The 26,525-nt window shown below is 68.5% G+C and carries 21 protein-coding genes and 1 pseudogene; 12 read left to right on the top strand and 10 right to left on the bottom strand.

Annotated elements, in window-relative coordinates; genetic code table 11:
- The 3 genes and pseudogenes from GSQ87_RS08705 to GSQ87_RS08695 form a co-directional block, all read left to right on the top strand.
- Nucleotides 1–1,360: pseudogene (locus tag GSQ87_RS08705) on the top strand (endoglucanase); the annotation flags it as partial.
- A gap of 221 nt (nt 1,361–1,581) precedes the next feature.
- The gene (locus GSQ87_RS08700) at nt 1,582–2,010 is read left to right on the top strand and encodes an RcnB family protein (RefSeq protein ID WP_158915095.1); all 429 of its coding nucleotides are present in this window, start codon (nt 1,582–1,584) and stop codon (nt 2,008–2,010) included.
- Between the two features lie 9 nt (nt 2,011–2,019).
- Entirely contained in the window at nt 2,020–2,667 is a 648-nt protein-coding gene (locus tag GSQ87_RS08695; protein ID WP_158915094.1) for a Pr6Pr family membrane protein, read from the top strand.
- Here GSQ87_RS08695 and GSQ87_RS08690 read toward each other — a convergent pair.
- Entirely contained in the window at nt 2,654–3,031 is a 378-nt protein-coding gene (locus tag GSQ87_RS08690; protein WP_174241417.1) for a DUF423 domain-containing protein, read from the bottom strand. The genes GSQ87_RS08695 and GSQ87_RS08690 overlap by 14 nt on opposite strands.
- 7 nt (nt 3,032–3,038) lie before the next feature.
- The gene (locus GSQ87_RS08685) at nt 3,039–3,944 is read right to left on the bottom strand and encodes a class I SAM-dependent methyltransferase (protein WP_158915093.1); all 906 of its coding nucleotides are present in this window, start codon (nt 3,942–3,944) and stop codon (nt 3,039–3,041) included.
- Nucleotides 3,945–4,101: 157 nt separating this feature from the next.
- Here GSQ87_RS08685 and GSQ87_RS08680 point away from each other — a divergent pair, with 157 nt between their 5' ends.
- A complete protein-coding gene (locus tag GSQ87_RS08680) occupies nt 4,102–6,060 on the top strand; it encodes a CocE/NonD family hydrolase (protein ID WP_158915092.1) in 1,959 nt (652 codons plus the stop codon).
- A 27-nt stretch (nt 6,061–6,087) separates the two neighbouring features.
- Here GSQ87_RS08680 and dgcA read toward each other — a convergent pair whose 3' ends face one another.
- Both dgcA and GSQ87_RS08670 read right to left on the bottom strand, forming a co-directional pair.
- Entirely contained in the window at nt 6,088–7,068 is a 981-nt protein-coding gene (dgcA, locus tag GSQ87_RS08675; RefSeq protein WP_158915091.1) for an N-acetyl-D-Glu racemase DgcA, read from the bottom strand.
- A 10-nt stretch (nt 7,069–7,078) separates the two neighbouring features.
- Nucleotides 7,079–9,787, bottom strand: coding sequence for a hypothetical protein (locus tag GSQ87_RS08670; protein WP_158915090.1), 2,709 nt, complete (start codon nt 9,785–9,787; stop codon nt 7,079–7,081).
- 218 nt (nt 9,788–10,005) lie between these two features.
- On the opposite strand from GSQ87_RS08670, the gene GSQ87_RS08665 reads away from it, so the two are divergent.
- Nucleotides 10,006–10,596: a hypothetical protein gene (locus tag GSQ87_RS08665; RefSeq protein WP_158915089.1), complete on the top strand. Its 591-nt coding sequence runs from the start codon at nt 10,006–10,008 to the stop codon at nt 10,594–10,596.
- Between the two features lie 53 nt (nt 10,597–10,649).
- On the opposite strand, the gene GSQ87_RS08660 is transcribed toward GSQ87_RS08665, so the two are convergent.
- Nucleotides 10,650–13,250, bottom strand: a complete 2,601-nt coding sequence (locus tag GSQ87_RS08660) for an MMPL family transporter (RefSeq protein ID WP_158915088.1) — start codon at nt 13,248–13,250, stop codon at nt 10,650–10,652.
- A 122-nt stretch (nt 13,251–13,372) separates the two neighbouring features.
- Between GSQ87_RS08660 and GSQ87_RS08655 the strand changes: the two genes are divergently transcribed.
- Complete coding sequence (locus GSQ87_RS08655; protein WP_158915087.1) at nt 13,373–13,963, top strand: CDP-alcohol phosphatidyltransferase family protein; 591 nt, start codon at nt 13,373–13,375, stop codon at nt 13,961–13,963.
- A 6-nt stretch (nt 13,964–13,969) separates the two neighbouring features.
- Here GSQ87_RS08655 and GSQ87_RS08650 read toward each other — a convergent pair whose 3' ends face one another.
- The 3 genes from GSQ87_RS08650 to aepX form a co-directional block, all read right to left on the bottom strand.
- Nucleotides 13,970–15,067, bottom strand: coding sequence for a 2-aminoethylphosphonate--pyruvate transaminase (locus GSQ87_RS08650; protein ID WP_158915086.1), 1,098 nt, complete (start codon nt 15,065–15,067; stop codon nt 13,970–13,972).
- An 8-nt stretch (nt 15,068–15,075) separates the two neighbouring features.
- Nucleotides 15,076–16,212 carry a phosphonopyruvate decarboxylase gene (aepY, locus tag GSQ87_RS08645; protein WP_158915085.1) on the bottom strand — a complete coding sequence of 379 codons (1,137 nt, stop codon included), beginning with the start codon at nt 16,210–16,212 and terminating at the stop codon, nt 15,076–15,078.
- A 157-nt stretch (nt 16,213–16,369) separates the two neighbouring features.
- On the bottom strand, nt 16,370–18,055 hold the full coding sequence (gene aepX, locus GSQ87_RS08640) for a phosphoenolpyruvate mutase (protein ID WP_216839144.1): 1,686 nt from the start codon (nt 18,053–18,055) through the stop codon (nt 16,370–16,372).
- A gap of 130 nt (nt 18,056–18,185) precedes the next feature.
- On the opposite strand from aepX, the gene GSQ87_RS08635 reads away from it, so the two are divergent.
- The 3 genes from GSQ87_RS08635 to GSQ87_RS08625 all read left to right on the top strand — a co-directional run bounded on the left by GSQ87_RS08635 (nt 18,186) and on the right by GSQ87_RS08625 (nt 19,997).
- Nucleotides 18,186–18,926 (top strand): NTP transferase domain-containing protein, encoded by a 741-nt coding sequence (locus GSQ87_RS08635; protein ID WP_216839142.1) that lies wholly within the window; start codon nt 18,186–18,188, stop codon nt 18,924–18,926.
- Entirely contained in the window at nt 18,923–19,723 is an 801-nt protein-coding gene (locus GSQ87_RS08630) for a phytanoyl-CoA dioxygenase family protein (protein WP_158915083.1), read from the top strand. Before GSQ87_RS08635 ends, GSQ87_RS08630 begins: the two co-directional genes overlap by 4 nt.
- A gap of 103 nt (nt 19,724–19,826) precedes the next feature.
- Entirely contained in the window at nt 19,827–19,997 is a 171-nt protein-coding gene (locus tag GSQ87_RS08625; RefSeq protein ID WP_158915082.1) for a DUF1328 family protein, read from the top strand.
- A 51-nt stretch (nt 19,998–20,048) separates the two neighbouring features.
- Here GSQ87_RS08625 and GSQ87_RS08620 read toward each other — a convergent pair whose 3' ends face one another.
- A complete protein-coding gene (locus GSQ87_RS08620; RefSeq protein WP_158915081.1) occupies nt 20,049–21,743 on the bottom strand; it encodes an AMP-binding protein in 1,695 nt (564 codons plus the stop codon).
- 196 nt (nt 21,744–21,939) lie between these two features.
- Between GSQ87_RS08620 and GSQ87_RS08615 the strand changes: the two genes are divergently transcribed.
- On the top strand, nt 21,940–22,530 hold the full coding sequence (locus GSQ87_RS08615; RefSeq protein WP_158915080.1) for a DNA-3-methyladenine glycosylase I: 591 nt from the start codon (nt 21,940–21,942) through the stop codon (nt 22,528–22,530).
- Here the strand turns inward: GSQ87_RS08615 and phaC are convergent.
- The gene (gene phaC, locus GSQ87_RS08610) at nt 22,527–24,422 is read right to left on the bottom strand and encodes a class I poly(R)-hydroxyalkanoic acid synthase (protein ID WP_158915079.1); all 1,896 of its coding nucleotides are present in this window, start codon (nt 24,420–24,422) and stop codon (nt 22,527–22,529) included. The two genes, GSQ87_RS08615 and phaC, sit on opposite strands and share 4 nt — an antisense overlap.
- 52 nt (nt 24,423–24,474) lie before the next feature.
- On the opposite strand from phaC, the gene GSQ87_RS08605 reads away from it, so the two are divergent.
- A complete protein-coding gene (locus tag GSQ87_RS08605; RefSeq protein ID WP_158915078.1) occupies nt 24,475–25,209 on the top strand; it encodes a hypothetical protein in 735 nt (244 codons plus the stop codon).
- Nucleotides 25,206–26,498, top strand: coding sequence for a homoserine dehydrogenase (locus tag GSQ87_RS08600; RefSeq protein WP_158915077.1), 1,293 nt, complete (start codon nt 25,206–25,208; stop codon nt 26,496–26,498). Before GSQ87_RS08605 ends, GSQ87_RS08600 begins: the two co-directional genes overlap by 4 nt.
- The last annotated feature ends 27 nt before the right edge of the window (nt 26,499–26,525 follow it).

Raw genomic sequence — 26,525 nt, 5'->3', positions numbered from 1 at the left:
GCTCGGCGACACCGCCGGCGCCCGCCAGTCCTTCGGTTCGGGGATCGCCGTCGCCCAGAAGTTCTCGCCGCGCTGGCGGGCCAAGTTCGCCGAGGCGAGCGCTGAGGCCGATCTGGGCGTGAACGACCTGAACGCCGCCGGCCGAGACCTTGGCTTCGCCGTCGCCGCCCAGCCGGATGGCGTGGACGCGGCGCGCCTGAAGTTAGACCAGGGGCGGCTGCTGGAGGCTCAGGGCCATGGCGACCAGGCGCTCGCCCTCTACACGGCCGCGTCGCAGAGCGACTATCCGGGCCTTGCGACGACAGGGCTGCTGCACGCCACCGAAATTCGCCAGGCGCAGAACCAGATATCGCCCAACGACGCGGCGTCGGCGCTCAGCTCCATCCGCTTCCGCTGGCGCGGCGATGCGACGGAGCTGGAGGCGACGCGGGCGCTCGGCCGCCTCTACATCAGCCAGGGTCGATACCGCGAGGCGCTCGAGGCGTTGCGGGGCTCCAGCCAGACCCTGCCCGACCTGCCGGCCTCGGTCGCCATCCAGGCCGACCTGGGGACGACCTTCCGCAACCTGTATCTGGACGGCGGCGCGGACGGCCTGCCGCCGTTGCAGTCGCTGTCCATGTTCCTGGACTTCAAGGACCTGACCCCGATCGGGGCGGACGGGGACCTGATGGTGCGCAAGCTAGCGCGGCGGCTGGTGGACGTGGATTTGTTGGACCAGGCCGCTCAACTGCTGAAGTACCAGGCCGACAACCGGCTGGACGGCGTGCCGCGGGCGCAGGTGGACACCGATCTCGCCGTGATCCAGCTGATGAACCGGCAGCCGGAAGCGGCGCTGGACGCGCTGAACGGTTCGCGCAGCACCTTGTTGCCGCCCGACTTGCAGCAGCGGCGCCGGGTGATCCAGGCGCGCGCGCTTTCGGCGCTCGGCCGCTATGACGACGCCCTGGAGATCCTGGACAAGGACGCTTCGCCGGATGCGGTCGCCCTGCGCGCCGATGTGGCGTGGAAGAAGCGCGACTGGCCGACCGCCGGCCGACTGCTCGAGGTGTCGCTCGGCAAGCGCTACCAAGCCGCCCAGCCGCTGACCGAGGACGAACAGGCCGGCCTGCTGCGCACCGCCATCGCCTACAGCCTAGCGGGAGACGACGGATCGCTCACGCGCCTGCGGGCGCGCTACGCCAAGCTGGCGGACGCCTCCGCCCAGTCCAGCGCGCTTCGCGTAGCGCTGGCGGGTGTGAACGACAACGGCGCCCCGGCCCTGGATCATGTCCAGATGGGCGCGAACCTGGACGAGTTCACCGGTTGGGTGAAGGCGATGAAGGGCCGGCTGCTCAATAGCCCGACGCTCGGCAAGGGCTGACGCGCCCGCGAGGGCGTTTGGGCAAACATCCATGCGATGAGATTTGCGCAATACTATCCGGCGTTGACTGAAATCCAGGCGGCAGGTATTGCTGAGCTACAGTCAGGTTGGCGAGGTCAGTGCTTATGAAGCGGTACCTTGTATATGGTGTAGTCGCGCTCCTGTTCGCAGGCTTGGCGACCGAGACCTTTGCGCAACCGACCGATAAACGACCACCCGGTATGAACCGGCCCGTCGGCGGCAGGCCCGGTCGTCCCGGCGCCGGAAACGGCGGCGGCTCCAATCCCGGCAGACCCAACCCGTCGCGGCCCCGGCCGCCGGGCCCCTCCAGGCCCCAGCCGTCCAAGCCCGTTCACAGGCCGTCCAGGCCTAATCGCCCCAGGCCGCCGATCGGTGGTCATCGGCCCGGCCATCGCTATCCGATCGGCGCTTATCGGCGCCCCGGAGGTTACTTCTTCCAGCGTTGGGCGGTCGGCGCGACCTTGCCGGGCCTGTTCATGGCGCAGAGCTACTGGCTCTCCACGCCGGACAGCTATGGTCTGCGCCCCGCGCCGATCGGAACGCGCTGGGTGCGGGTGGACGATGACGCGCTGCTCGTATCCAACAGCACGGGCCGGGTGATCGAGGTTGTCCACAACATCTTCTACTGACGCCGCGGCATGACCGCCGCCGCGCCAGTAACGGGCGGCTTCTCCTCGACGGGGAGGGGACTGGCGGGACTTATCGCGCTCGTCGCCTGGGTAGGGCTGGTCGTGCAGTTCGAGGCTTCGTCGGCGCGGGTCGGATCGGCGGCGACTGCGATCTGGGTCATGCTCCGCTACTTCACCGTCCTGACCAACCTTCTGCTGGCCGTGGTCCTGACAGGGGTGGCGTTCGGAAGGGCTCGCCTCGGCGCGCCCACCCTGGTCGCCGGGGTGACATTGGCGATCCTGCTCGTGGGCGTGATCTATGGGCTGTTGCTGCGGAACCTGGTGGAACTCAGCGGCGGCGCCAAGCTCGCCGACCTTCTGCTGCACCATGTGACGCCTATCCTGGCGCCGCTGTTCTGGTTGGCCTATGCGCCGAAAGGCAGGCTACGCCGCCGCGATCCGCTGATCTGGGCGATCTTTCCCTTGGCGTATTTCGTCTACGCCCTGGTGCGCGGGGCGATCGAGGGCGTCTACGCCTATCCCTTCATGGATGTGATCCATATCGGGTGGGAACGGACAGGCGTGAACGCCGTGGCCATTGCGGCGGGGTTCATCGCGACCGGCTACGGCCTGCTCTGGCTCGACACCAGGCTCGCCAGGACCGTCAGCGCGCCCTAGATTCCGCGAGAGCGCCCCAGATCAACGCCGCCCAGCCTGCCATCAGCAGTAGCCCGCCGATCGGCGTGATCGCGCCCAACACTCGCACGCCGGTGAGGACCAGCAGGTAGAGCGAACCGGCGAATACAAGTCCGCCGACCCCGAACAGCCAGCCCGCCAGACGAGCCTGGCGCGGCGCCACGCCCATGAGCCCGACGCAGGCCAAGGCCGCTACGGCGTGGACCCCCTGGTACTGGGCGCCGGTACGCAGCAGGTTGGCTGTCAGCGGATCGTGGACCCCATGCGCCCCGAAGGCCCCGGCGGCGACGGCGATCAAGCCGTCCAGCCCCGCCAGCGCCACCCAGCCCCGCGCCCTGGCCTCCACCGTCGCCTCAGGCCGGCTTGCGGAAGCGCAGGGTCATGCGGTCGCTCTCGCCGATCGCGTCGTACTTGGCGCGCTCGGCGGCGGTGAGGGCGTGGCCACCTTCCGAATTGGTGCGGGTAGGCGGCAGGGTCCAGACGCCGAAGGGATAGTCCTTGGTGTCCTTTGGGTTGGCGTTGATCTCGGAGGCGCCGGCCAGCTTGAAGCCGACCTTGGTCGCGGCGGTCACGATGGTGTCGGTGGCGACGTAGCCGCTGCTGGCCTTGGCGTCCTGGGGCTTGGGATCGGCGCGGTGCTCTTCGATGGCCAGGACGCCGCCGGGTTTCAGCGCCGCGTAGCAGTCCTTCAGGGACTTCTCGAAGTAACCCCCGGCGATCCAGTTGTGGATTTCGCGCGAGGTGATGATCAGGTCCACGCTGTTGGCCGGGGCGAGCGGGCCCGAAACGGGACCGAAGCCGGTATAGCGGGGCGTGCCGTAACGGCCCTTGTCGGCGTATTTGGCCTCGAAATTGGCGCGACCCTTCTTGGCGCCTTCCGACAGCTTGGGGTTGGCCAGGTCGGCGACGCCGCCGATGTAGGTGCCACCGGTCTTGGCTGCGTAAGGAGCGAGGATCTCGGTCCAGTAGCCGCCGCCCGGCTGCAGGTCGATCACCGTCATGTCGGGCTTCAGGCCCCAAAACAGCAGGGTCTCTTCGGGATGGCGGAAGCCGTCGCGGGCGCGGTCGGCGGCGGGACGGGTGGGCGCGGCGATGGCCGCCTTCAGCACCGGGTCGGCCTTGGCGTTGGTGGCGATGTCGGGCGTCGATTCGGCGGGGGGCGGCGGCAGGTCCTTCTTGGCGCCCGGCGGCATGGCGAGGGCGGAGCTCGCGACCAGCAGAAGCGCGGCGGAGAGGGCGGAACGGCGAAGGACCGGCATAGGGGTTCCCGAATGGCGTTGCAGGCGCCAATCCATCCCCCGGCCGCCGGAGCAGCGCAAGCGGGGAACCGCGGCTCGGGCGATAAAACGTGCGCCCTTGAGCTTATCGGTGGGGCGGACTACGCGTTGGGCTCGATCTCAAGGGAAAAGAAAACCCATGCTCCAGCGCTGGCGCCGGCTCGCCCTCGTCGCACTCGCCCCGACGGCGCTGGTCCTGGGGGCTGCGGCCCCGGCCGCCAAGGCGGCGCCGCCGTTCCAGCCTACCGACATGCCGGCCAATTTCGAAGGCAGGACCGACAGCTTCGACTATGTCCGCCGCGAGGTGATGATCCCCATGCGCGACGGGGTGAAGCTGCACACCATCCTGATCATCCCCAAAGGGGCGTCGCGCGCGCCGATCCTGCTGGACCGCACGCCCTATGGCGCCGGTGAGCACACCAGCCGCGAACAGAGCCCGCACATGGCGGCGGTGATCCCCTCGACCTACGACGTGGTGATCGGCGCGAACTACATCGTGGCTTTCCAGGACGTGCGCGGGAAGTATGGGTCGGAGGGCGAGTATGTGAACGAGCGTCCCCTGCGCGGGCCGCTGAACCCCACGGCCGTCGACCACGCCACCGACGCCTACGACACCATCGACTGGCTGGTGAAGCATACGCCGGAGAGCAACGGCAAGGTGGGGATGATCGGCACCTCCTACGACGGGATGCTGGTGCTGATGGCGCTCAGCGATCCGCATCCCGCGCTGAAGGCGGCGGTGCCGATCAACCCGGTGGCCGACACCTGGATGAACGACGACGACTTCCACGGCGGCGCATTCCGGCTGATCGGCTACGACTACTACTACTCCCAGGATACGGCGCGCGGATCGGGAGAGGACCTGTGGCGTGGGGCCTATGACGATTACGACACCTTCCTGCGGGCGGGCTCGGCGTCGGACTTCATGCGCGCATACGGGGTGGACAAGCTGGGCTTCCCGCAGAAGCTCGCCGCTCATCCGAGCTACGACGCCTATTGGCAGGCCCAGTCGCTCGACCGCATCCTGGCCGACAAGCCGCACAAGGTGCCCACCCTCTATGTCGCCTCACTGTGGGACCAGGAGGACATGCACGGCGCGGTCGCCACCTACCTGTCCACCCGCAAGCAGGACTCCGCCCACGAAGATGGGCTGGTGCTCGGCCCCTGGAAGCACGGCGGCGCCAATGGCGACGGCTCCAAGCTGGGCGCGATCGTGTTCGACGGCGACACCGGCGCCCGCTTCCGCCGAGAGGTGCTCAAGCCGTTCCTGGACGCGCACCTGAAGGACGACGCTCCGCCCGCCGCCGCCATCTCGCCTGTGACCGCCTACGAGACCGGGACCAACACCTGGCGGCGTTACGACGCGTGGCCGCTGCCGGCGGCCAGGCCGACGCCGCTCTACCTGCAGCATGGCGGCGGGTTGGGCTTCGCGCCGATGGAGGCGCGGGCAGGCTCGCTGTCGGACAGCTACGTCTCCGATCCGACCAAGCCCGTTCCCTATCGCCTGCGCCCGATCCGGCCGACCTATTCGCGCGGCTCGACCTGGGGCGAGTGGCTGGTGGACGATCAGCGCAACTTCTCCGATCGCACCGACGTGCTGACCTTCACCACCGATGTGTTGACCGCTCCGGTCCAGATCGCCGGCATGCCCGAGGTCAACCTGTGGGCCTCCACCAGCGGGACCGACAGCGACTGGGTCGTGAAACTGATCGACGTCTATCCCGACGAGGTTCCCGCCAACCCGACCATGGGCGGCTATCAGCTTGGCGTGGCCATGGATATCTTCCGGGGCCGCTATCGCCAGAGCTTCGAGCGCCCGGCGCCGATCCCGGCCAACACGCCCGAGCTCTATCGCTGGGCGCTACCGACGGCGAACCACGTCTTCCTGCCGGGCCACCGGATCATGGTGCAGGTCCAGTCCAGCTGGTTCCCGCTCTATGACCGCAACCCGCAGACCTATGTGGACAGCATCTTCCTCGCCAAGCCGGGCGACTACCAGAAGGCGACCCAGCACATCTTCGACGGCGGCGCCCACGAGAGCTTCATCTCGCTGCCCATCGTGCCGGCTGGAACGACGGAGGTCGCAGCCAAGCCTTAGCCGGGCCTTTTCAGCCCGGCCGCCGGCCTACCCCCAAAGCGCCGCGGGCGGCGGCTCGATTATCGAGCCTACAAATGTAAGCCCAGGGTCGCGGTCCCGCGCCAGCAGGAGCGGCCCATCGAGGTCCACTACCTCGGCCCCCTGGGCGATGATTATGGCCGGGGCCATGGCCAGGGACGTGGCGACCATGCAGCCGGCCATGATCCCTAGACCGAGGTCCTTCGCCGCCGCGTGCAGCGCCAGCGCCTCGGTCAGGCCGCCGGTCTTATCGAGCTTGATGTTGACGCACTGGTAGCGCCGCGCGCAGACGGCCAGCTCGGCGCGGGTGTGCAGGGACTCGTCGGCGCAGAGCGCCACGGCGCTGTCGAAGCCTTCCAGCGCTTCGTCCTCGCCGGCTTTCAGCGGCTGTTCGATCAGCATCACCCCCAGGCGGGCGAACTCGGGCGCGATCCGCTTCAGGTCCTCGAAGCTCAACGCCTCGTTGGCGTCCACCACCAGGCGCGCCTTGGGCGCGGCCTCGCGCACGGCGGCGACGCGGTCGAGGTGGTCGGCGGCGCCGATCTTGAGCTTGAGCATCGGCCGGTGGGCCGAGGCGCGGGCGGCGTCGGCCATCTCTTCGGCTGGGGCGAGGCTCAGGGTGTAGCAGGTCTCGACTGGATCGAGGCTCGAGCGCCCGGCGAGCGTCCAGGCGCGAACGCCGGCCCGTTTCGCCTCCAGGTCCCAGAGCGCGCAGTCCAACGCGTTGCGCGCCGCACCGGGCGGCAGCAGGGCCTGCAGCGCCAGGCGATCCGCGCCCGCTTCCATGGCGTCGCGCACGCTCTCGATCCCACTGAGGCTGGAGGCGACGCTTTCGCCGTATCGGGGATAGGGCGTGGCCTCGCCACGGCCGACGTATGGGCCATCGACGATCTCCACGACGATGACGTGCGCCTCGGTCTTGGAGCCACGCGCGATGATGAAGGCGCCGGCGATAGGCCAGCGCTCCTCGCGCGCGGTCAGCCGAAACATCCGCCTGGGCTCAGAGATCGCCCACCGCCGCGTCGAGCAATAGGTAGGCTCGTCCGGCGTCGGAACTCAGCAGGCCTGCAGCCGTGCGTACGCTGTCGTCGCGCTCGGCGGCGTCGCGAAGCAGGATGTCGTAGCGGGCCACGAATCGATCCGCCTGCTCGCGCAGGTCCTTATCCGTCAGCACCCGGCGCGACAGCCGCCGGATCGCCGCCGGGGCCAGCCGGCGCAGGGCGTCGCGCGCCGAAGCGGCGTCGCCGTCCAACAACGCCTCCACGAGCTGCTCCACCCGGACAGGCGGCAGCAGGGCGGCGGAGTCGACGCCCAGGGCTTCGATCTCACGGATCATCTGCTCGGCCAGGCTGTCGGTGTCGGTCGGTCCCTGGTCCATCGAGGACAGCAGGTCCTTCCAGGTCCATTCATCCAGTTCGCCGTCCATTTGAGCGCGATCTTCGAGGCGCCTGACGGAGGCGGCGGCGCCCGTGTCCTTGGCCGCCGCAGATTCGAACACCGCTTTCAGGGCTTCGTCCCCTAAGGTCGGCGTCAGCTTCAGCCGAGGCCGCAAGCCGGGTTCCGCCACCGTGGAGACAAGTTCAGGGACCGGAACCGCGACGGGCGAGGGGACGGCCGTGGCCGGCTCGTCGAAGGACGCGGTCAGGCCAGGCGCCGACGGTTGGGAGCGGGCGGTGGCGAAGACCGGCCGGCGTTCCTGGGGAAATACCGTTTCGGGCCGGGCGACCGGAGGGGCCGAAACCGTTGAAGACGGCGACGCACCCCATCGCACCGCGGCGAAGGGATTGGCCGGCGATGGCGGCGTGGCCGGCGCCGGATCGGGCGCGGGGGCGGCCGGGACCGGCGACGCGGCGCTATCCAGCTTGGGAGCGGGTTGCGGCTTGGAAGCCGAGGGGGTCGGGGCGAGGCCGGAATCCGTCGTTCCGGCGACCCTGCTCATCAGGCGTACCGCCTCGCTCAGCGAGTCGTAGTTGCGGCGGATGCGGTCCTGGAACGTGGCGTCGATCGCCTGGGTCTCTTCCGACGCCTTGCGGGCCGCGGCGGTCAGTTCGCCCAGGCCGCGCTCGACGGCGATCCTCACGCCGTCCACCTGGCGCTGGGCGGCTTCGGGCAGGCTGGACATCTTCGTATCGATGTCCGTCAACGCTCCCGAAAGGTCCCCGAGCGCGCCGCGCGCCGCATCCAACCCCGTCTCGATCCGCCTGGCCGAGTTGAGGCCGGCGTCTTCGACCACGGAGGCGGCCTGCTCGATCAGCCGCCGAGCGTCGGCGATGCGCGCGTCGAAGGCCTGGTTGGCGCGTTGGCCCGCATCGAAGGCGAGCTGGCCAAGTTGTTCGATCTGCAGGCGGGCGGCGGCGACGTGGCCATTGGCGGCTTCTCGTGCGGCTTCGCTTTGAGTCGTGGCGGTAGCGCGCGCGTCGTCGCCGACGTCGGCCAGGGCGGCCAGGGATTGGCGCAGGTCGGCTTCCGCCTCGGCCCGGATGGATTGCGCTTCGCTCGCTAGCAGGGTCCGGTTGGTCCGGACGCCCTGCACAAGTTCGTCGATCTGGGCGGCGGCGGCGGCGGCCAAGGCGCGCAGGGCCTCCGCGCCTACGTCCGACGCATGGGCGAGGTCGCTCGCCCCGGCCCGGCTTTCGGCGATCACGTCCATCAGCTGGGCGCGATGGCTTTCCAGCCGGACCGCGATGTCCTCCTCGTCCGCCTCCAGTCCCTGGGCCAGGGTCGACAGGGCGTTGCGCTGGTCGGTCAACCGCGCGTCGAGGAAACGCAGGCGCTCCGACAGGGCGGCGGCGGCCACATCGAGCCGTTCCGACTGACGGACCAGGGCGTCGCCGGCGTTCTCAGCGGCGGCGCTGGCGTCGACTCCGGCCGTGGCCAGGCTTGCGGCGCCGGCCGCCAGCGTCGCTTCGGCTTCCTGGAGCTGGCTGCGGGCGAGGTCGGAGGTTTCGGTGACCAGACGCGTCTGGCGCTCCACCCCTTCGGACAGATCGTCGATACTGGCGTTCAGCGTCGCCAGCAGGGCGGTGACGCCCTGGCGCTCCTGGGTCAGGGTTTCGCCCACCACCCGCGCGGTGCGCTGGGCCTCGGCCGCGGTCTCGGTGAGGCGGTCGGTTTCGGCGGCCAGGCTTTCGCGCACGGCGACGAGCTGGTCATGGGCGACCAGGGCCGCCATGGAGGCGCGTTCTACCTCCGCGCGCACCGCGCTGACGATGTCGCTGGTGCGCGCGGCAGCCAGCACCGCGGGGGTGATCAGTTCGTTGGCGAGGCTGTGGGTCCAGCGCGCTTCGGCTGCGAGACGCGCGCCCTGGCGAACGGAGAAGGCGGCGGCGAGGATGAACAGACCTGGCAGGAGGGCCAGGGCCAGCAGGACGGCGAGATGGCTCGGCGTGCGCAGCAGGACGTTCCAGCCGCGGACATAACCGACCTCATAGGCGATCAGCATGCCGGCCCAGGCTACGGCGGCTACGGCCCCGATCGCATAGGCGTGGCGCGCCAGGTCGAGGGCCGGAGCGGTCCGGGCCGCGGTTTGGCCCGACGCCTGGGTCGCGTCTGGAGCCGGTCCGTTGGTTTCGGCTTTCGCCAGGGCCGCCTTCTTGGGCAGGGGTTTGAGCACCGCCTCGGCGCCGGCGCGATTGCGCGCCGTTTCGCGCGGCGATTTCTCGTCCGGCGTGAAGTTCAACGGTTCGGGGATGCGCTTACGGGCTCTCATGGACGCAACCTGTTACGGGGTGGTCCTGTGGAGACGCGAAGGCCCGCCCCACTTCGCGCCCCAAGCGAAAATCCTACAGTCCACGGTGCATTCCGAAAAGCGGCGAATCGTCATTTCCCACCGCGAAGGTTGCAGCTGGCGACGCAAGAAAGGCGTCTCATGGCTTGCGCGACAGGCGGACGCATGGCTGAAGTCTCGCCAAAGACGGAGGAGAACCCATGCGTCGCATCCTTGGCCTGGCCCTGGCCGCCACCGCGACCGCGCTTGTCGCAGGCTGCGAGACCCCGCAGATGAGCGGACCATCGCCATCATCCATGGGGCCGCCGCCCTCGCTGCAGCCGCGTCCGTTCGCGCCCCTGGGCTTCGACGCCAACGAGTTCGCCTGGTCGTCCGCCGTGGGATCGAACGCAGTGATCGCGCGCGTGCAGTACCACGCGGCCAGCGGCGCGCTTTGGAGCTGCTCGGGTCAGACCATCGCCCTGATCCCGCGCACCCGCTACTCGGCCGCGCGCATGCGGTCGCTTTACGAGTCGGATGATCACGCAGTCGTCCCGGTGGAAGTGGTCAAGTCCCGCGACGCCGCGCGGCCGGGCGTGGACTACGGCCGATTCGTCCGCACGGCCGCCTGCGATGCACGCAACAGCTTCGTGTTCGATCACCTGCCCGACGGCGGCTTCTTTATTATCGCCCGGGCCGTGCCGAAGGCGAAGGCGCCCGCCGCCGCCGACACCGGCGTCGTGGTGATGCAGCGGGTCGAGGTCCGCAACGGCGCGGGGCTGAAGTTGACCCTGCCTATCGCGCAGCAATAGGGATTATGCGGTCCCGAGACGCGCCATGCGCGTCTCGGGATGAGGCCCGCTTCTCAGGTCGCCGCGCGCCGGGTCTCCGTCGGCGGGTGGCCGAGCAGGGCCGGCTCGAACACCAGGGCCGTCACCAGGGTCCAGCCGAGCGCGATCATCAGCAACTCGCCGATCCCCGCCGTGCCGGGGTGGGTGGAGATGATCAGGCTGCCGAACGAGGCGCCGGTGGTGAGAGCGCTGAACAGCACCGCACGCGCCAGGCTGGAGCGCAGTAGGTTGGTCTCGCCGTTGCGCCAGGCGATCACGAAATAGATGTTGAACGCCACCCCGATGCCGAACAGCAGCGGGAAGGCGATGATATTGGCGAAGTTCAGCGGCTGGCCGATCAGCACGCAGGTCCCCAGCGTCAGCAGGCCCGTCAGCACGATCGGGGCCATGGTCAGCATCACGTCGCGTATCCGCCGCAGCACCACGGCCAGCAGCAGGGTGATGACGATGAACGACAGCACGCCCGCCTGCATGAAGGCGGTGTAGATGGTGCGGCCCGCCTCCTGGATCGTGATCGGGGTGCCGGTGGCGTCGGGTGCGATGGCGCGCACGGCCTTGGAGAATCGGGCCAGCACCTTGTTGTCGTTGGAATCGCCGGTCGGGAACACCGAGATCCGGGCGCGGCCGTCGGGCGCGAGCCAGTCGCGCACCAGCTCCGGCGGCAGCGAGGCGCGGGTGATGGTCTGGGCCTGGAGCAGACTTCGAAGTTGGTTGAGCAGCACCTGCAGCGGCGGGATCAGCGTCGCCGTGGCCTGATCGCGTAAGCCGGGCGAGCCGGCGGCGATCTTGCGCAGCGCGGTGGCCAGCCGACGCGCGTCGCCGGCGGATGCGCCGGTGGTGGTCTTGGCGGCGGCGTCGAGGTCCTGGGCCGTATGGTTCAGGCTCTGCACGATGTCGGCGTCGGCGGGAGCCGACTGCACCGTGAAGGGGTTGAGCGTCGGGTCCAGCAACAGCGAGGCGTCGCTCAGCGCCGCCAGCTTGTCGGTCTGGTCCGAGGGGATGAAGGTGTCGAGCGTCAGCACCTGGGACACTTCGGGCAGCTTGGACAGCCGCTGCGACAGGGCCTGGGCGGCGGGGAGGGACGGGGCCAGGATGTCGATGGTGTTGGGCGTCTGCTCCGGGTCCTTCATCAGATCGTAGACGGTGGCCATCGCCTCGCCGTGCGGATTCTGCAGGTGCAGCGGGTTGAAGTCGAAGCGCACGAAGGCCAGCAGGACCACGCACACCACCGCCACGCCGCCGAAGATGGTCAGCACGCGCTTGCGCTTCTCGATCAGGTAGTCGTCCAGCGGCCCCAGCGCGGCGATGCCGACATCCGCGGTCTCGCCCTTGGGCTTGAGCAGCATCAGCAGGGCCGGCAGGAAGGTCACCGCCAGCACGAAGGCGATCACCATGCCGCCGCCGGCGATCACGCCGAGTTCGGATACGCCGGAATAGCTGGTGGGCAGGAAGGCGAAGAAGGCCAGCGCGATGGCCGCCGCCGCCAGGGCCAGCGATCCGCCGACCCCGTCGCCGGCCGCGACCAGCGCGTCCTTGAGATTGGGGTGGGTCCGCCGTTCGGCCCGGTAGCGGACACTGAACTGGATGCCGAAGTCCACGCCCAGTCCCACGAACAGCGGGATGAAGGCCACCGAGATCAGGTTGAACCGGCCGATGATCGCCAAGCCCACGGCCGCCGTGAGGATCAGGCCGACAAAGGTCGTCCCCAGGATGGCGACGATCATCCGCACCGACTTCACCGCCAGCCACAGCATCAGCACCATCGAGCCCAGCATCACCGAGGTCATCAGCAGGGCGCGCTGCTTCAGCGAGGAGAGCTGCTCGTCGTTCAGGGGCACCGAGCCGGTCAGCCGGACCTGCACGCCGTGCGCCGCGTCCAGTTTCAGGTCCCTGGCGATCTGGTGGATGGCGTCGCTGGACTTGGAGCCGGGCTCCAGCGAGCCGTAATCGAGCACGGGCTGGACCAGGATGAACTGGCGCGCGCCGGCGGCGTGCGGGCCGTTGGCGAACAGCGCCTCCCAGGAGAAATAGGCCGGCTGGCCGGCGGCGGTCTTCTCCAGGGAGTCGGCCAATCCCTTCATCGGCTTGTCCAGGTCCGACAGCTTGGCCTGACCGTGCTGGACGCCGACCAAGGCGGTGTCGAGCGCGTTCATCACCCCCCGCACGGTGGGATCGGCGGCGAGCGGTCCGAGGAAGGCCTGGGCGGACAGCAGCTGGTTGACGGTGGATTGCACCTCTTTCAGGGGCAGCAGCAGCAGGCCGTTCTTCTGGAAGAAGGGGCCGCCATTGGGCCGGCGCACGCCGTGGAACAGGTCGTGGCGCTGGAGCAGGGCCGGGAACAGGCGGTCGGCGGCCTGCTCGGCCAACTCGGGCGTGGCGCCGTCGATCACCACGGCGGTCAGGTCGCTGTTCTGTGGGAAGGCCTTGTCCAGCATGGCCCCGTCCTGGCGCCACTTCAGCTTGGGCGAGATCAGGCCCGCGGTGTCGGTGGACATGGCGAAGTGCTGGGCGGCGAACATCGCGCCCGCGACGGCCAGGACCAGGCCGAGTGGGACCACGACAAGCGCGAGGCGGCAGCTCGTCGCCACGATACGGGCGATCAGGGACGGCTTCACGGTCGATCCAGTTCCACGAACAGCTGGGGCGGAGCACACCCTTGTGCCCGCGAAGACGCACTTGGCGCAAGTCCACTGATCCGGTCCTCGACAACCCGGCTTGGCCATACGACTTAAGCGCCGTGAGTCACGACACCCTCCTCCACCGATTGATCCGCCCGCCGGTTCGCGTTGTCGCGCGTACGGGGGTGACGCCGAATCAGGTCACCACGCTGCGGCTGTTCGCGGCCTTGGGCGCGGCGGGGGCTTTCGCCGCCGGCGGGGTGGTCTGGATGGCGACGGGGGCGGGGGCGCTGCTGTTGTCGCTGCTGCTGGACCGGGCGGACGGGGAGCTCGCGCGCCAGACCGGACTGAGCAGCGTGGGCGGCTACCGCTACGACCTGATCAGCGACTGCATTGGCAATATCGTCGCCTTCCTGGGCCTGGGCGTCGGGCTTCGGGGTGTGATGGGACCGGCGGGTATAGTGCTGGGCGCCCTGGCGGGCGTCAGCATCGTTGTGCTGTTCTATCTGCTTAATGTCGCCAAGGTGGCGAGCGCCAAGGGGGTCAGCGCCAACGGCCGGGTGCTGGTCGATCCGGACGACGCCATGCTGCTGATCCCATTCATGATCTGGTTTGGGATCGCGCCGGCGGTGGTGGCGATCGGCGGAACGGTGACGCCGGTGGTGGCGCTGATCGTGGGCGTTCGGGCGCTGATCCGCCGGGGGCGTTGAGCGCGGCTAGGCCGGCTCGCGCGCCAGAACCTGCTCCACAGCCGCCAGCAGCCGCTCGAAATCGGCGCGGTGGAGATCGCCGATGCAGCCGATGCGGAAGCTGTCCTCACGTGTGAGCTTGCCCGGATAGATCAGGAAGCCGCGCTCGGCCAAGCCGTCGTAAAAGGCCTCGAACTCGAACGGACGCGCGGGAGACGGGCGGAAGGTGGCGATGATCGGCGCCTGGATCGCGGGGTCGAGATAGAGCGGAAAGCCCAGCCGGGTCATGCCCTCGGCCAGGGTGCGCAGGTTGTCCTGGTAGCGGGCGAGGCGTGCGGTGGGCCCGCCTTCGCTTTCCAGGGCGCGCAGGGCTTCCACCAGGGCGGCGACCACCTGCACCGGCGGGGTGAAGCGCCATTGGCCGTTGGCTTCGAACCCCTGGTGCTGGGCGTGCAGGTCGAAACTCATCGACGGGCTGACTCCCTTGGCCGCGGCCAAGGCGTCGTGGGCGATCAGCGCGAAGCCCAGGCCGGGCACGCCCTCCAGGCACTTGTTGCTGGAGGCCAGCACCGCGCAGACCGGCGTCGCCGCCAGATCAAGGGGGAGCGCGCCGAAGCTGGACATGGCGTCCAGGATCAGCGGTTTGCCGTGGTGGGCGACGACGCCTGCGATCGACTCAAGCGGGTTGAGCAGGCCAGTGGTGGTTTCGCAGTGGACCAGGGCGACGTGGGTGATGGCCGGGTCGGCGGCGAGCGTCGCGTCCACCCGCGCCGGGTCGATCGCCTGGTCCTCCGGCGCGCGCAGGGCGACGGCGTCCAGGCCATGGCGCTGGGCGATGGCCAGGATGCGCTCACCATAGGCGCCGTTGATCAGCACCAACAACCGGTCGGTCTTGCGCACCAGGGTCGAGATGGCGGCTTCGACGATGAAGGTGCCGCTGCCCTGGAGCGGGATCGCCGCGTGGGTCGCCTGTCCATTGGCCACGGCCAGAAGACGGGTGCGTAGCTCCGCGGTCAGGGCGATGAAGGCTTTGTCCCGCGAACCCCAGTCGCGCAGCATGGCCTGTCGCGTGGCCGGGTGCGTGGTCAGCGGACCGGGGGTGAGCAGGATCGGGCTGTCGGTCATCTCTTCGCTCACGACGCCAGGAAGGCTTTGAAGCGCCGCGCCACCTCTGACGGCTTCACCGTCGGGCGGCCGAGCTTGCCCATCGATCCGGGCGCGATGCGGGCGTGGATCAGGGCCGGGCCGCCGGCCGCGTTCGCCGCGCGCCACGCCGCCTCGAACCCGTCCAGCCCATCGCAGGTTCCGGCCCAGCGATAGCCGCAGGCGAGCGCCACACCGGCGAAGTCCACGAAGGGCGAGACGGTGGCCTGGCCGCCGGTGGAGTCGTGCACGCCGTTGTCCAGCAGGATGTGGATCAGGTTCTTCGGGGCGTAGGCGCCCACGGTGGCGAAGGTCCCGAGCTTCATCAGCGCCGCGCCGTCGCCGTCCAGCACCACAGTGCGTTTTGGGGTGTTCAAAGCCACGCCCAGCGCCATGCCGGTGGCGCCGCCCATCGAGCCGACCTGGTAGATATGCTGGGGCCGGTCGGCCAAGGTGAACAACTCGCGCCCGCACTTGCCGGTGGTGGCGACCACGGCGGTCGCTTCATCGGTCAGGGCCAGGAAGCGTTCGAGCACCGCCGCGCGGGTCGGACGGTCGCCGCCGGTGGCGAAGTTCTCGCGCAGGCCGGCTTCGCGAGGGCCGAGAGGGGTTTGGTCCAGATCGGTGTCGGCGACGTCGCCCTTCTTCATCACCCAGGCGTAGGGGAGGTGCGTCGCCTCCATTCGCTCCGTCGCCTTGGCGAAGGCGGGGGCGATCAAGTCCGGCGCGTTGGGGAACTCGCCCTGTTCGAGCTGCATCAGCGAGATCAGGTCCTGGGTGATTTGGCCCATGATCTCGTGCTGGGGCTCGTCGGGCTCGCCGGGACGGCCGCGCCAGGTGGTGATGAACAGGGTGGGGATCTGGAACGGGGCGTTCAGCGAGGTCAGCGGGTTGACCGCGTTACCCAGCCCGGAGTTCTGGCACATGACAACGGTGCGCCGCCCGGCCAGCCAAGCGCCCGCCGCGATCGCCACCGCCTCGCCCTCGCTGGCGGCGCCCACATAGCGCAGCGCGCGATCCGACAGCACCCCGTTGATCAGCGGCGTCAGGTAGCTGCACGGCACGCCGGTGTAGAAGTCGAAGCCCGAGCGGGTGGCTTGCGAGATGAAGGCGTCGGCGGTGATCATGGGCGGGGTCTAGCGCAAGTTGGAGTGCGGGGGATATTCGTCGCGATGTGGTTTCGTGCGTCCTTCGAGACGCCCATTGTGGAGGAGCGGCGCGAGCCGCGTCTCGAAGCACGCAGTTTCAGGACGATGCTCCGGAACGGGAACTTAATCCCGTCCCTCAGGTGAAATTGCGGGCGTCGGCTACGTCGGTGAGGGTGTCGACGTCCATCCAGTGGCCGCTGAAGTACTTCACGCGCACCGGATGCTTGGCGGCCAAGCGGGTGAACAGGGCCGGCATATCCGCCGTCTCCAACCCACCCTCGGCCTCGAGCACGTCCAGTTCTTCGCGCAGCCATTGCGCGCCGAGCGCGCTGAAGCGGGCGAGACCCATCCATTCGCCGGTGGTCTGATTGGGCGAGAGAGCGGCGTCCATGCGGAACAGGTGGGCGTGGGCGTCGTCCAGATAGTCGCCCGAATAGGCGTGGTCCGCCGACACCAGGTCGCGCACGCGGGGCTTCTCCGCCCCGGAATGGCTGCGTGCGTCCACCGCCAGCACGATGTCGGCGCTGGACCCCATTAGGCTTTCGAGGATGAAGCTGCGGAACAGCACGTCGCCGTAGGCCAGCACCGTCTCGCCCTCCAGCGTGGCGCGGGCCTGGGCCAGGGAATAGACCTCGCCGGTCTCGGCGAAACGGTCGTTGTCGACCATGGTCGCGCCCTTGGCGAACACCGCGTCCTTACGGTCGCCGCGCACCACGGCGACCTCGCGCACGCCGCTGCCGTTCAGCACGCCGACCAGGCGTTGCAGCAGGGTCTCGCCACGGATGTCGATCATGCATTTGGGCTTGTCGCGGGTCAGTTCGCCCAGGTCGCCGGAGGCGGCGGCCAGGACCACGGCGCGCGCCTTGGCCTTGTCGGGCAGGTAGCGGCGCTCGGCGTCCTCCAGCTCCTGGTTGCCGACCAGGCGGAAGATGTCCTTCACGCTGGCGACCCGACCCTCGACCTCGACCAGGGACTGGTCGTCGTGGATACGGCGCGCCGTCTCGCGCATGGAGGCGATGGAGGCGCGCATCAGGTGGTTGGCCCAGATCACCGTCGAGATGCCCGCCTGGCGGAACAGCTCGGTCGGCGTGGCGTAGTACATGGTCGGCACGATCACGACCGGCGCGCGGTTCCCCCAGCGCTCCATGAACTCGAAGATCTCATTGGCGGTGTTCTGCTTGGAATGGATCAGGATCGCGTCGGCGCCGGCCGCGTGGTAGGCCTCGGCCCGGCGAAGCGCCTCCTCCATGCCCCGGCCCGAGATCAGCGCCTCGACCCGCGCCACCAGGGTGAAGTCGTCGTCGAGCTGGCTGTCCTTGCCAGCCTTGATGCGCCCGCAGAACTCATCGACATCGGCCAGCGGTTGAGCCTCGCCGATGAAGGAGTTGGTCTTGGGGAACAGCTTGTCTTCGATGCAGACGCCGGCGATCTGGCGCTCACACAGCTTCTTCACCAGGCGGCGGACGTTGTTGAAGTTGCCGTAGCCGGTGTCGCCGTCCACCAGGATCGGCAGGGTGGTGGCGTCGCTCATGTATTCGAGCACGTCCAGCACCTGGGTCCAGGACGCCTCGTTGGAATCGCGCAGGCCGAGGCTGGCGGAGATCGACAGGCCCGAGGCCCAGATGCCCCCGAATCCGGCCTCCTCGACGATCTTGGCCGAGATGCCGCTGTGGGCCTCCATCAGCAGGCAGAGCGCAGGCGACAGCATCTGCTGTCGCAGGGCCGAGAAGCGGCTCGTCGTGCGGGGCGAGGGGTGGGCGACCGCGTTGGCGGCGGTGAAGAAGGGGTGGGAGGCCGCTCGGGCCGCAGAGCTGGTTTCCAAGTGCGCCACTCTAGTCTAAAGGGCGCCACAAAATCGTCACGCGCCCCATTTCGGCGATGAGATATGCCTATCGTCACACCAGCGCAAACAGGACGTAATGAAATTGTCACCGTTGTCGGACTGCACGGCGTTGATCCTGGCCGCGGGCGTGGGCCGGCGGCTGGGGGACAGCCACGCCGGCCCCAAGGTTCTGCTGGAGTTTGACGGCGTTTCGTTGCTGGAGCGACACCTTTCCAACCTGACCGCTTGCGGCGTAAGGCGCGTCGCTATGACAGTGGGTTTCGAAGCAGAAACGATTCAGCGCGCGGTGGCGAAACTCCACCCGCGAATCGAACTCAGTTTTCTCACCAATCCACGGTTCCGCAACGGCAGCCTAGTCTCGCTGCAGGTGCAGGGCGAGCTTCTGCGGGCGGGCGGGGACATCCTGCTGATGGACGGCGATGTGCTTTGCGACGCCCGGATGATCGCGCGACTCGGACAGGGCGCGGCTGAGAACACCTTGCTGGTGGATCGTCACCTCGAACCGGGCGACGAGCCCGTAAAGTTGTGCTTCCGCAAGGGAGCGGACGGTCGCGACCGGATCGTGGATTTCCGCAAACAGCCGGAGCACGCCCACGACTGGCATGGCGAATCGGTCGGCTTCTTCCGCTTCTCGGCTCAGACCGCCGCCGAGCTGGCGGATCGATGCGATCACTATGTGGATACGGGCCGCCTCGACGTGGAATACGAAGAGGCGATCCGGGACTTGATGCTGGCCGAACCGAATCGATTCGGCGCGGTGGACGTCAGCGACCTGCCCTGGACCGAAATCGACTTCGAGGAGGACGTCGCGCGCGCCCGCTTCGAGATCCTGCCGCAGCTGGTGTCATGAACGCGATCACGCCCACCCAATCCGCCCCCGACACCCGCGACGGCCCTCTCGGGCCGCAGGATCTGGAGCACTACGCCCGCACCGGCTGGCTGGCGGCCAAGGGTCTGTTCACCGCCGAAGAGGCCGCCGAGATCGGCCGCTGGAGCGATGCGGTGGTGGCCATGCCGGAGGTCCCCGGCGAGCACATGGTCTATTACGAGAAGAGCCTGCTCGACGCCGAACGCAAGGTGATCCAGCGGATCGAAAACTTCTGCCCTTATCATGCGGGCTTCGATGGCGTCGTGCGGGGCGGCCGGTTGCCGGCGGCGGTCGAGCAGTTGATGGGCGGCCCTGCCGTGCTGTTCAAGGAGAAGATCAACTTCAAGATGGCCGGCGGCGCAGGCTTCGATCCGCATCAGGATCAGCAGGCGGGCTGGTCGACCTATGCCGCCATGTTCGTCACCGCCCTGGTCTGCATCGACCGGGCGACGGTGGAGAACGGCTGTCTGGAGATGAGTGATGCGCCCCGCTACGCCGGCCTGATCGGCCAGGAATGGGTCCCGTTGACCGCTGACGAGATGGCCGCCTTTAAGCTAATCCCCGTGGAGACCGAGCCTGGCGATGTGCTGTTCTTCGACAGTTATGCGCCGCACGCCTCCAAGCCGAACCTGACCGACCAGCAGCGTCGCATCCTGTATCTGACCTACAATCTCGCCGCCGACGGCGACCATCGCGCCCAGTACTATGCCGACAAGCGTGCGAGCTTTCCGCCCGACATCGAGCGCGAGGCGGGACGGGAGTACAGGTTCCGGGTCTGACGGCGCTCGCGTCTAGAGGGCGGCGGCAGGCCGAATCCAGCTTTGCAGGAACAGGCGGCGAGGTGAGGCGTTGGGTCTTCCAGATGAAACTGGAGGGACGACAATGCTGAAATGGGCCATTATCTTCGCGATCGTAGCCGTGATCGCCGGCGCGTTGGGTTTCGGGGGTATCGCCGGGGCCGCCGCAGGTATCGCCAAAATCTTGTTCTTCTTGTTCGTCGTGGTTTGCCTGCTGTTCCTGGTGCTGGGCTTCACCATCGCCAAGAAAATATAGCGCGTTTATTCGGATTTCACCTCCCCCGTTTCGTGGGGGAGGTGAAGTCGCCTACTTCGCCGGAGCCCGATCCTTCAGTATTGTGTCGCGCAGCTGTCGGCGCAGCACCTTACCGATATTGCTCTTGGGCAGGCTGTCGACGAACTTGACGGCCTTGGGCGTCTTGTAGGCGGCGAGCCGCTCGCGGGCGTAGGCGATCAGCATCGCCTCGGTCAGGTTCGGGTCCTTGCGCACCACCACCGCCAGCACGCTTTCGCCGGAATGCTCGCTCGGCTGGCCGATCACCGCGGCTTCGGCGACGCCGGGATTGTGGGCCAGCACGTCCTCCACCTCGTTGGGATAGACGTTGAAGCCCGACACCAGGATCATATCCTTCTTCCGGTCCACGATCCGCAGCCGCCCGTCGGGGTCCAGCTTGCCGATGTCGCCGGTCTTGAACCAGCCGTCCGCGTCGAGGGCCAGGGCGGTTTCCTCCGGCTGGTTCCAGTAGCCGTGCATGATGTTGGGGCCGCGCACGCAAATCTCGCCGACCTCCCCCGACGCGACCTCGTGGCCTTCGTCGTCGAGGAACTTCAGGTCAAGCGACGGCACCGGCAGGCCCGAGGCGCCGGTGAAGGCGGGCTTCATCAGCGCAGGCGTCACGCTCAGCACCGGCGATGTCTCGCTGAGCCCGTAACCGCTCAGGATCGGGTTGCCGGTCATTTCCTCCCAGCGTTTCGCCACCGCGGTTTCGGTCGCGGCGCCCCCGGCGATGGTGAAACGCAGCTGGCTGAAGTCGATGGTGTCGAACTTCGGATGGTGCATCATCGCGTTGAACAGCGTGTTGATGCCGATGAACAACCGCATCTTCAGCGGTGCGATTGTCTTTATCAGGTCGTCCAGGTCGCGCGGATTGGCGATCAAGACGTTGTTCATCCCCAGAGACAGGAAGCCGAAGAAGGCTCCCAGGGCGTAGACATGATAGAGCGGCAGCGGCGTGACCGCGACATCGCCCGCCTTGGTTGGCGGCTCCACGCCGCACTGCATGAAGGGGATCGACTGCAGGATGTTGGCCACCAGGTTGCGGTGGGTCAGCATCGCGCCCTTGGATCGGCCCGTCGTGCCGCCGGTGTACTGTAGGAAGGCCAGGTCCTCGCCGCTCAGCTCCGGAGAGGTGAACGACCGCCGCCGGCCGATCGCCAGGGCCTTGCGGAACGGGATCGCGCCGGGGATGGCGGCGTGCATCTTGCCGGCCTTGCGCTTGGCCACCAGGTTGAAAATCCAGCGCTTGGGCGCAGGCAGCAGGTCGCCGACGCCGGTCACGATCACGTGCTTGACGACGGTCTTGGGCAGGGCTGCGGCCAGGGCCGCGCTGGTGCTGTCGCAGACCAGGATCGCCTCCACGCCCGCGTCGCTGAGTTGGAAGGCGACCTCGGGAGTCGTGTAGAGCGGGTTGACGTTCACCGCGATCAGGCCGGCGCGCAGCAGGCCGACCAGCGCGACAGGGAACTGTTGCAGGTTGGGCGACATGATCGCCACCCGCACCCCTGGCTTCAGCTTGCAGTGGTTGACCAGGAAGCTGGCGAAGTCGTCGGCCAGCTTGTCGAGTTGGCGAAACGACAGGGACGAGCCGAAGCAGGTCACCGCCGGCGCGTCCCCGAATTTCTTCACGGCCGCATCGACCATGGCGGGAATATTGGGAAAGGCGTCCGGATCGATTTCGGCCGAAGCGCCCGGCGGATACGACCGCGTCCAGACCCGTTCCATCTTTCCTCCCAACCGATTGATCTCGGTGTTCATCGCTAGGGTGACGTATAGGTCAGCAGCGCGTCGGCGGCGAGACTTGTCGCGCCGTCGCCCATCGGGGAATGCCAGTTCGCTTTGTTCGTGGAAAGGCCCGCGCGTTGCAGCATATTGCGGGCGGCGCTTCGCGCTTTCCGTCCACGCTTCGCCAGGTGCGCCGATGTCGTCCGAACACCCCGTCGTCCGTTGCACCTGGGCCGGGAGCGATCCGCTGTATTGCGCCTATCACGACCAGGAATGGGGCGTGCCCGAATACGACAGCCGCGCCTTGTGGGAAAAGCTGATGCTGGATGGGTTCCAGGCGGGGCTCGCCTGGATCACCATCCTGCGCAAGCGCGAGGCGTTCCGATCCGCCTTCGCCGGCTTCGAGCCTGAGGTCGTCGCTCGTTTCGGCGAGGCGGAGGTGGCGCGGTTGCTGGGCGACACGGGCATCGTCCGTTCCCGCGCCAAGATAGAAGCGACTATCGGCGGCGCGCGCGCCTTCCTCGACATGCGTGAGGCGGGAATGGATTTCTCGCAGTTCGTCTGGGACTTCGTCGACGGGCGACCGATCCAGAACGCCTGTAAGGGCAGGGAAGATGTGCAGACCGACACGCCGCTATCGCACACCATCTCCAAAGCCCTGAAGGCGCGGGGCTTCAAGTTCGTGGGGCCGGTGATCGTCTACGCCTGGATGCAGGCGACGGGCGTGGTGAACGATCACCTGACGACCTGCTTCCGTCATGGCGAGGTGAAGGCCCTGGCCCGCTAAACCGTGTCCGACCGCACCCTGACATAGCTGCCCGGCGCATCCTCGATCGGCGTCAGCGGGCCGGTGGAGGGATCGCGCGCGGGAACCATCGGCCCGGAACGCTCGGCCAGCCATGCGGCCCAATGCGGCCACCATGAGCCCTTCGCCTCCACCGCGTCCGCCATCCACGCCTCGACCGTGCCCGGCAGCTCCGGATTGGTCCAGTGCTGGTACTTGTTGGCGTCGGGGTGGTTGATTACGCCGGCGATGTGGCCGGACCCCGCCAGGGTGAAGGTCACGGGACCGCCGAACAGCTTGGCCCCCCGGTATACCGAGCGCAGAGGCGCGATGTGGTCCTCGCGCGAGGACTGCACATAGACGGGCGTCTTCACGTCCTTCAGGTTCAGCGTCGCACCCGCGAGTTCGAGCTGGCCCAGCGCCAGCAGGTTGGCCTGGTAGAACTGGCGCAGGTAGCTGAGGTGCAGGGCCTTGGGCATCCGCGTCTGGTCGGCGTTCCAGAACAGCAGGTCGAAGGCCGTGGGCTCCTTGCCCAGCAGGTAGTTGTTGACGAAGAACGACCAGATCAGGTCGTTGGAGCGCAGCATGTTGAAGGCGCCGGTCATGGCCGAGCCGGGCAGCACGCCCCCCGCCGCGTCCATGCGCTTCTCCAGGTCCTGCAGCCATACCTCGTCGGTGAACAGCAGCAGGTCGCCGGCCTCGGTGAAGTCCTGCTGGGCGGCGAAGAAGGTGGCCGAGCTGACCGCCTCGACTTCGCGGGTGGCCATGTGGGCTAGGGCGCAGGCCAGCATGGTGCCGCCGATGCAATAACCCACGGTGTTGACGTAGGGCGTGTCGCACTGGGTCATGACCTGGGCGACGGCGGTGTAGGCACCCTCGAACACGTAGTTCTCAAGCGTCTTGCCGGCGAGCTCCGTATCCGGATTGACCCAGGAGGTCAGGAACACCGTGAAGCCCTGGCTGGTCAGCCAGCGGATCATCGAGTTCTCAGGCCGAAGGTCCAGGATGTAGTACTTGTTGATCCAGGGTGGAAAGATCAGCAGCGGGATGTGATGCACCTGCTCGGTGGTGGGCGAGAACTGCAGCAGCTGGAACAGCTCGTTCTGGAACACCACCTTGCCCGGCGCGGTGGCGATGTTCTCGCCGACCTTGAAGCGGGCGAGATCGGTCTGGCTGATCGACAGCTTGCCGCCGCCGCGGGCCAGGTCTCTGGCGAACTGCTCGGCGCCCTTGACCAGGCTTTCGCCTTGGGACTGCATCAGCTGCTTCAGGGCGACGGGATTGGAGATCAGGTAGTTGGACGGCGAGAAGGCGTCGGTCAGTTGCCGGGTGAAGAACGCCACCCGCCGCTTGGTCATCGGGTCCACGCCCTCGACGCTCGCCACCAGGTCGTTCAGCCAGGACGAGGTGACGAGGTAGGACTGCTTCATCACGTCGAAGATCGGGTTCTCGGTCCACTCCGGGGCGCTGAAGCGCTTGTCGATCTTCTGGGAGGCCACGATGGGGGCGGCCGGTTCGCCGGCGGCGCGCGCGGAGGCCGTGCGCCACAGGTCCATGTAGCGGTCGAACAGGTCGGCCTGGGCTCGGAGCAGTTTCTGAGGATCGGCCGCGAGCTGTTGCACCACCTCGGTGAGGGCCGGAGCGACGTGGAGCGGGTCCATGTCGGGCGCCTGGCCTTCGCCCTGGCGCAGGGCGGCCGAGGAGATCGCCGACTGCACAGTCATCGCCGCCTTGGCGAGGTTGAGCGAAAGCTGCTCGATGGCGGCCTTCTGCTCGGGGGTGAGCAGGTCGAATCCGAACGCCGACGCGGATTCGCGGCCCTGGCCGGAGGCGGGCTCGGCTCCGGGTGTCTTGGAAGATTCGGCGCGGGGTGCGGCGTCGGTGGTCTCGCTCATTTCGACCCCATCCTTTTCTATGTCTCCATCATCGCATAAGAGCCGTGACGGGATGAACGCCCCTATCAGAACACTCAGCGTGCGACCGGCCACGAGCTTCGCCGGCCTTCTCCTGCTCATGTCAACGCTCGTGGGCGTCGGGGGCTGCGCGGACGTGCGCCAGGCTGTCTGGTTGCCGCCGGTCAATCCCGAATCGCCGGTGGCGGCCGCCGTCACCGTTGCATCCGCGCGCACCTATGCACGGCCGAGGCTGCGCGATGTGCCGCCGCCGCCGAAGAACATCCCGAGCGCGCCCATGGTGAAGCAGGGCGTGGTCAAGCTGGTGGGCTGCCGTCGTGCGATCTACGGCTACGCCGCCGCCCATCCGCCGCTGACCCGAGGCGGCGAAGCCTATGCCGGCGATCAGCGCGAGATCGCGCGGGTCAATCCGGCCGACGTGCCGCCGCCCGACTCCGCCGCGCGCAGCGAGGCGCTCGCCGAGCGTCTGCGCGCCTTCGCCGCGCCTCCGGCGGCGTTGGGCTCAGGACCGGCGCCGACGGCGAGCATGGCCTTGCCGCCCCAGCAACCCGCAGCCTCGGCCGCTCCGGCGCCTCACGCCGCAGCGCCTGTGCACCCACGCACCCCGCCGGCGGCTCCGGCCCAAGCCGCCGCCCAAACGACGGTGGTGACGAGCACGCCCGTCGTCGCGATGCAGGATGAGACGACCGCGTCGGAGCCTTTGATCGACAAAGATATCCCGCCGATGCCGCGGCCCCTGGCCGATCCCCTGGTGGAGCGCTGTTCATGACCCCGCCGAATGTGCGCCGCATCGGCCTGGCTGGTCTGGGCACCGTGGGCCAAGGCCTGCTGGACCTGTTGAGCACCACTCCGGACTATGCGCCTTCGGGCGTCCGCATCGAGGTGGCCGGCGTCTCCGCGCGTTCGCGTTCCCTGCCTCGGGCGGCGGACATATCGGCCTATCCGTGGTTCGACGATCCCGTGGCGCTGGCGACCGCGCCGGGCGTTGACATCTTCGTCGAGCTGATCGGCGGCTCCGATGGGCCGGCCAAGGCGGCGGTCGAGGCGGCGTTGAACGCGGGCAAGGCGGTGGTCACCGCCAACAAGGCCCTGATCGCCCACCACGGCCTTGAGCTGGCGCGGCTGGCGGAGCGCAAGGGCGCGCCGCTGTTGTACGAAGCCGCCGTCATGGGCGGGGCGCCGGCGGTCAAGCTGCTGCGCGAAGGGCTGGTCGGCGACGAGGTCCTGAGTGTCGCGGGCATATTGAACGGCACCTGCAACTACATCCTCACCCAGATGGAGGAGAGCGGCCGCGACTTCGCCGACGTGCTGGCCGACGCCCAGCGCCTCGGCTATGCGGAAGCCGACCCGACCATGGACGTGGGCGGGTTCGACGCCGCCCACAAGATCGCCATCCTGGCCGCGCTCGCCTTCAACGGCGCGCCCAACTTCGCCGCCGCCTCGGTGGAGGGGATCGAGGCGGTGGAGCGGATCGATATCCAGCTCGCCAAGGAACTCGGTTTCCGCATCAAGCTGATCGCCTCGGCCGAACGGGGCGAGGGCGGGGCCTCGGTGCAGGTGGCGCCGGCCCTGGTGCCGCTGGACCATCCCCTGGCCGGAGCGGGCGGGGCGCTCAACGCCCTGTTCATCGAGGGCCGCAAGACTGGCCGGCTGTTCCTGCAAGGCGCGGGCGCGGGCGCGGGACCGACCGCGACGGCGGTGGCGGCCGATATCGCCGACGTGGTCGCGGGCATCGATCGGCCCGTGTTCCAGCGGGCGGCGGAGCAGCTCCAACCGTTGCCGGCCGCTGACCGGGCGGGGCGGACCTCGCGGATTTACATGCGCCTGATCGTGCGGGATCGGCCGGGCGTGCTGGCCCACGTCACCGACGCCCTGGCGCGCGCCTCGGTCTCCATCGACAGCTTCCTGCAGCACCCGGTCGCCCCGACCGGCTTGGTGCCGATCGTGCTGACGACCCAGCCGGCTTCCGACGCGGCGATACTGGACGCGGTCGAGCATATCGCGGCGCTGGACTCGGTGGTCGAACGGCCGCGCACGATCCGCATCGCGCGAAACTGAGAATCCGCGCATCATCGCGCCTCGGCG

The sequence above is a fragment of the Caulobacter sp. S45 genome, from assembly GCF_009765965.1.
Taxonomy (GTDB): Bacteria; Pseudomonadota; Alphaproteobacteria; order Caulobacterales; family Caulobacteraceae; genus CAHJWH01.
The sequence above is the reverse complement of the archived record's forward strand: the minus strand, read 5'-3'. Positions and strand labels throughout refer to the sequence as shown.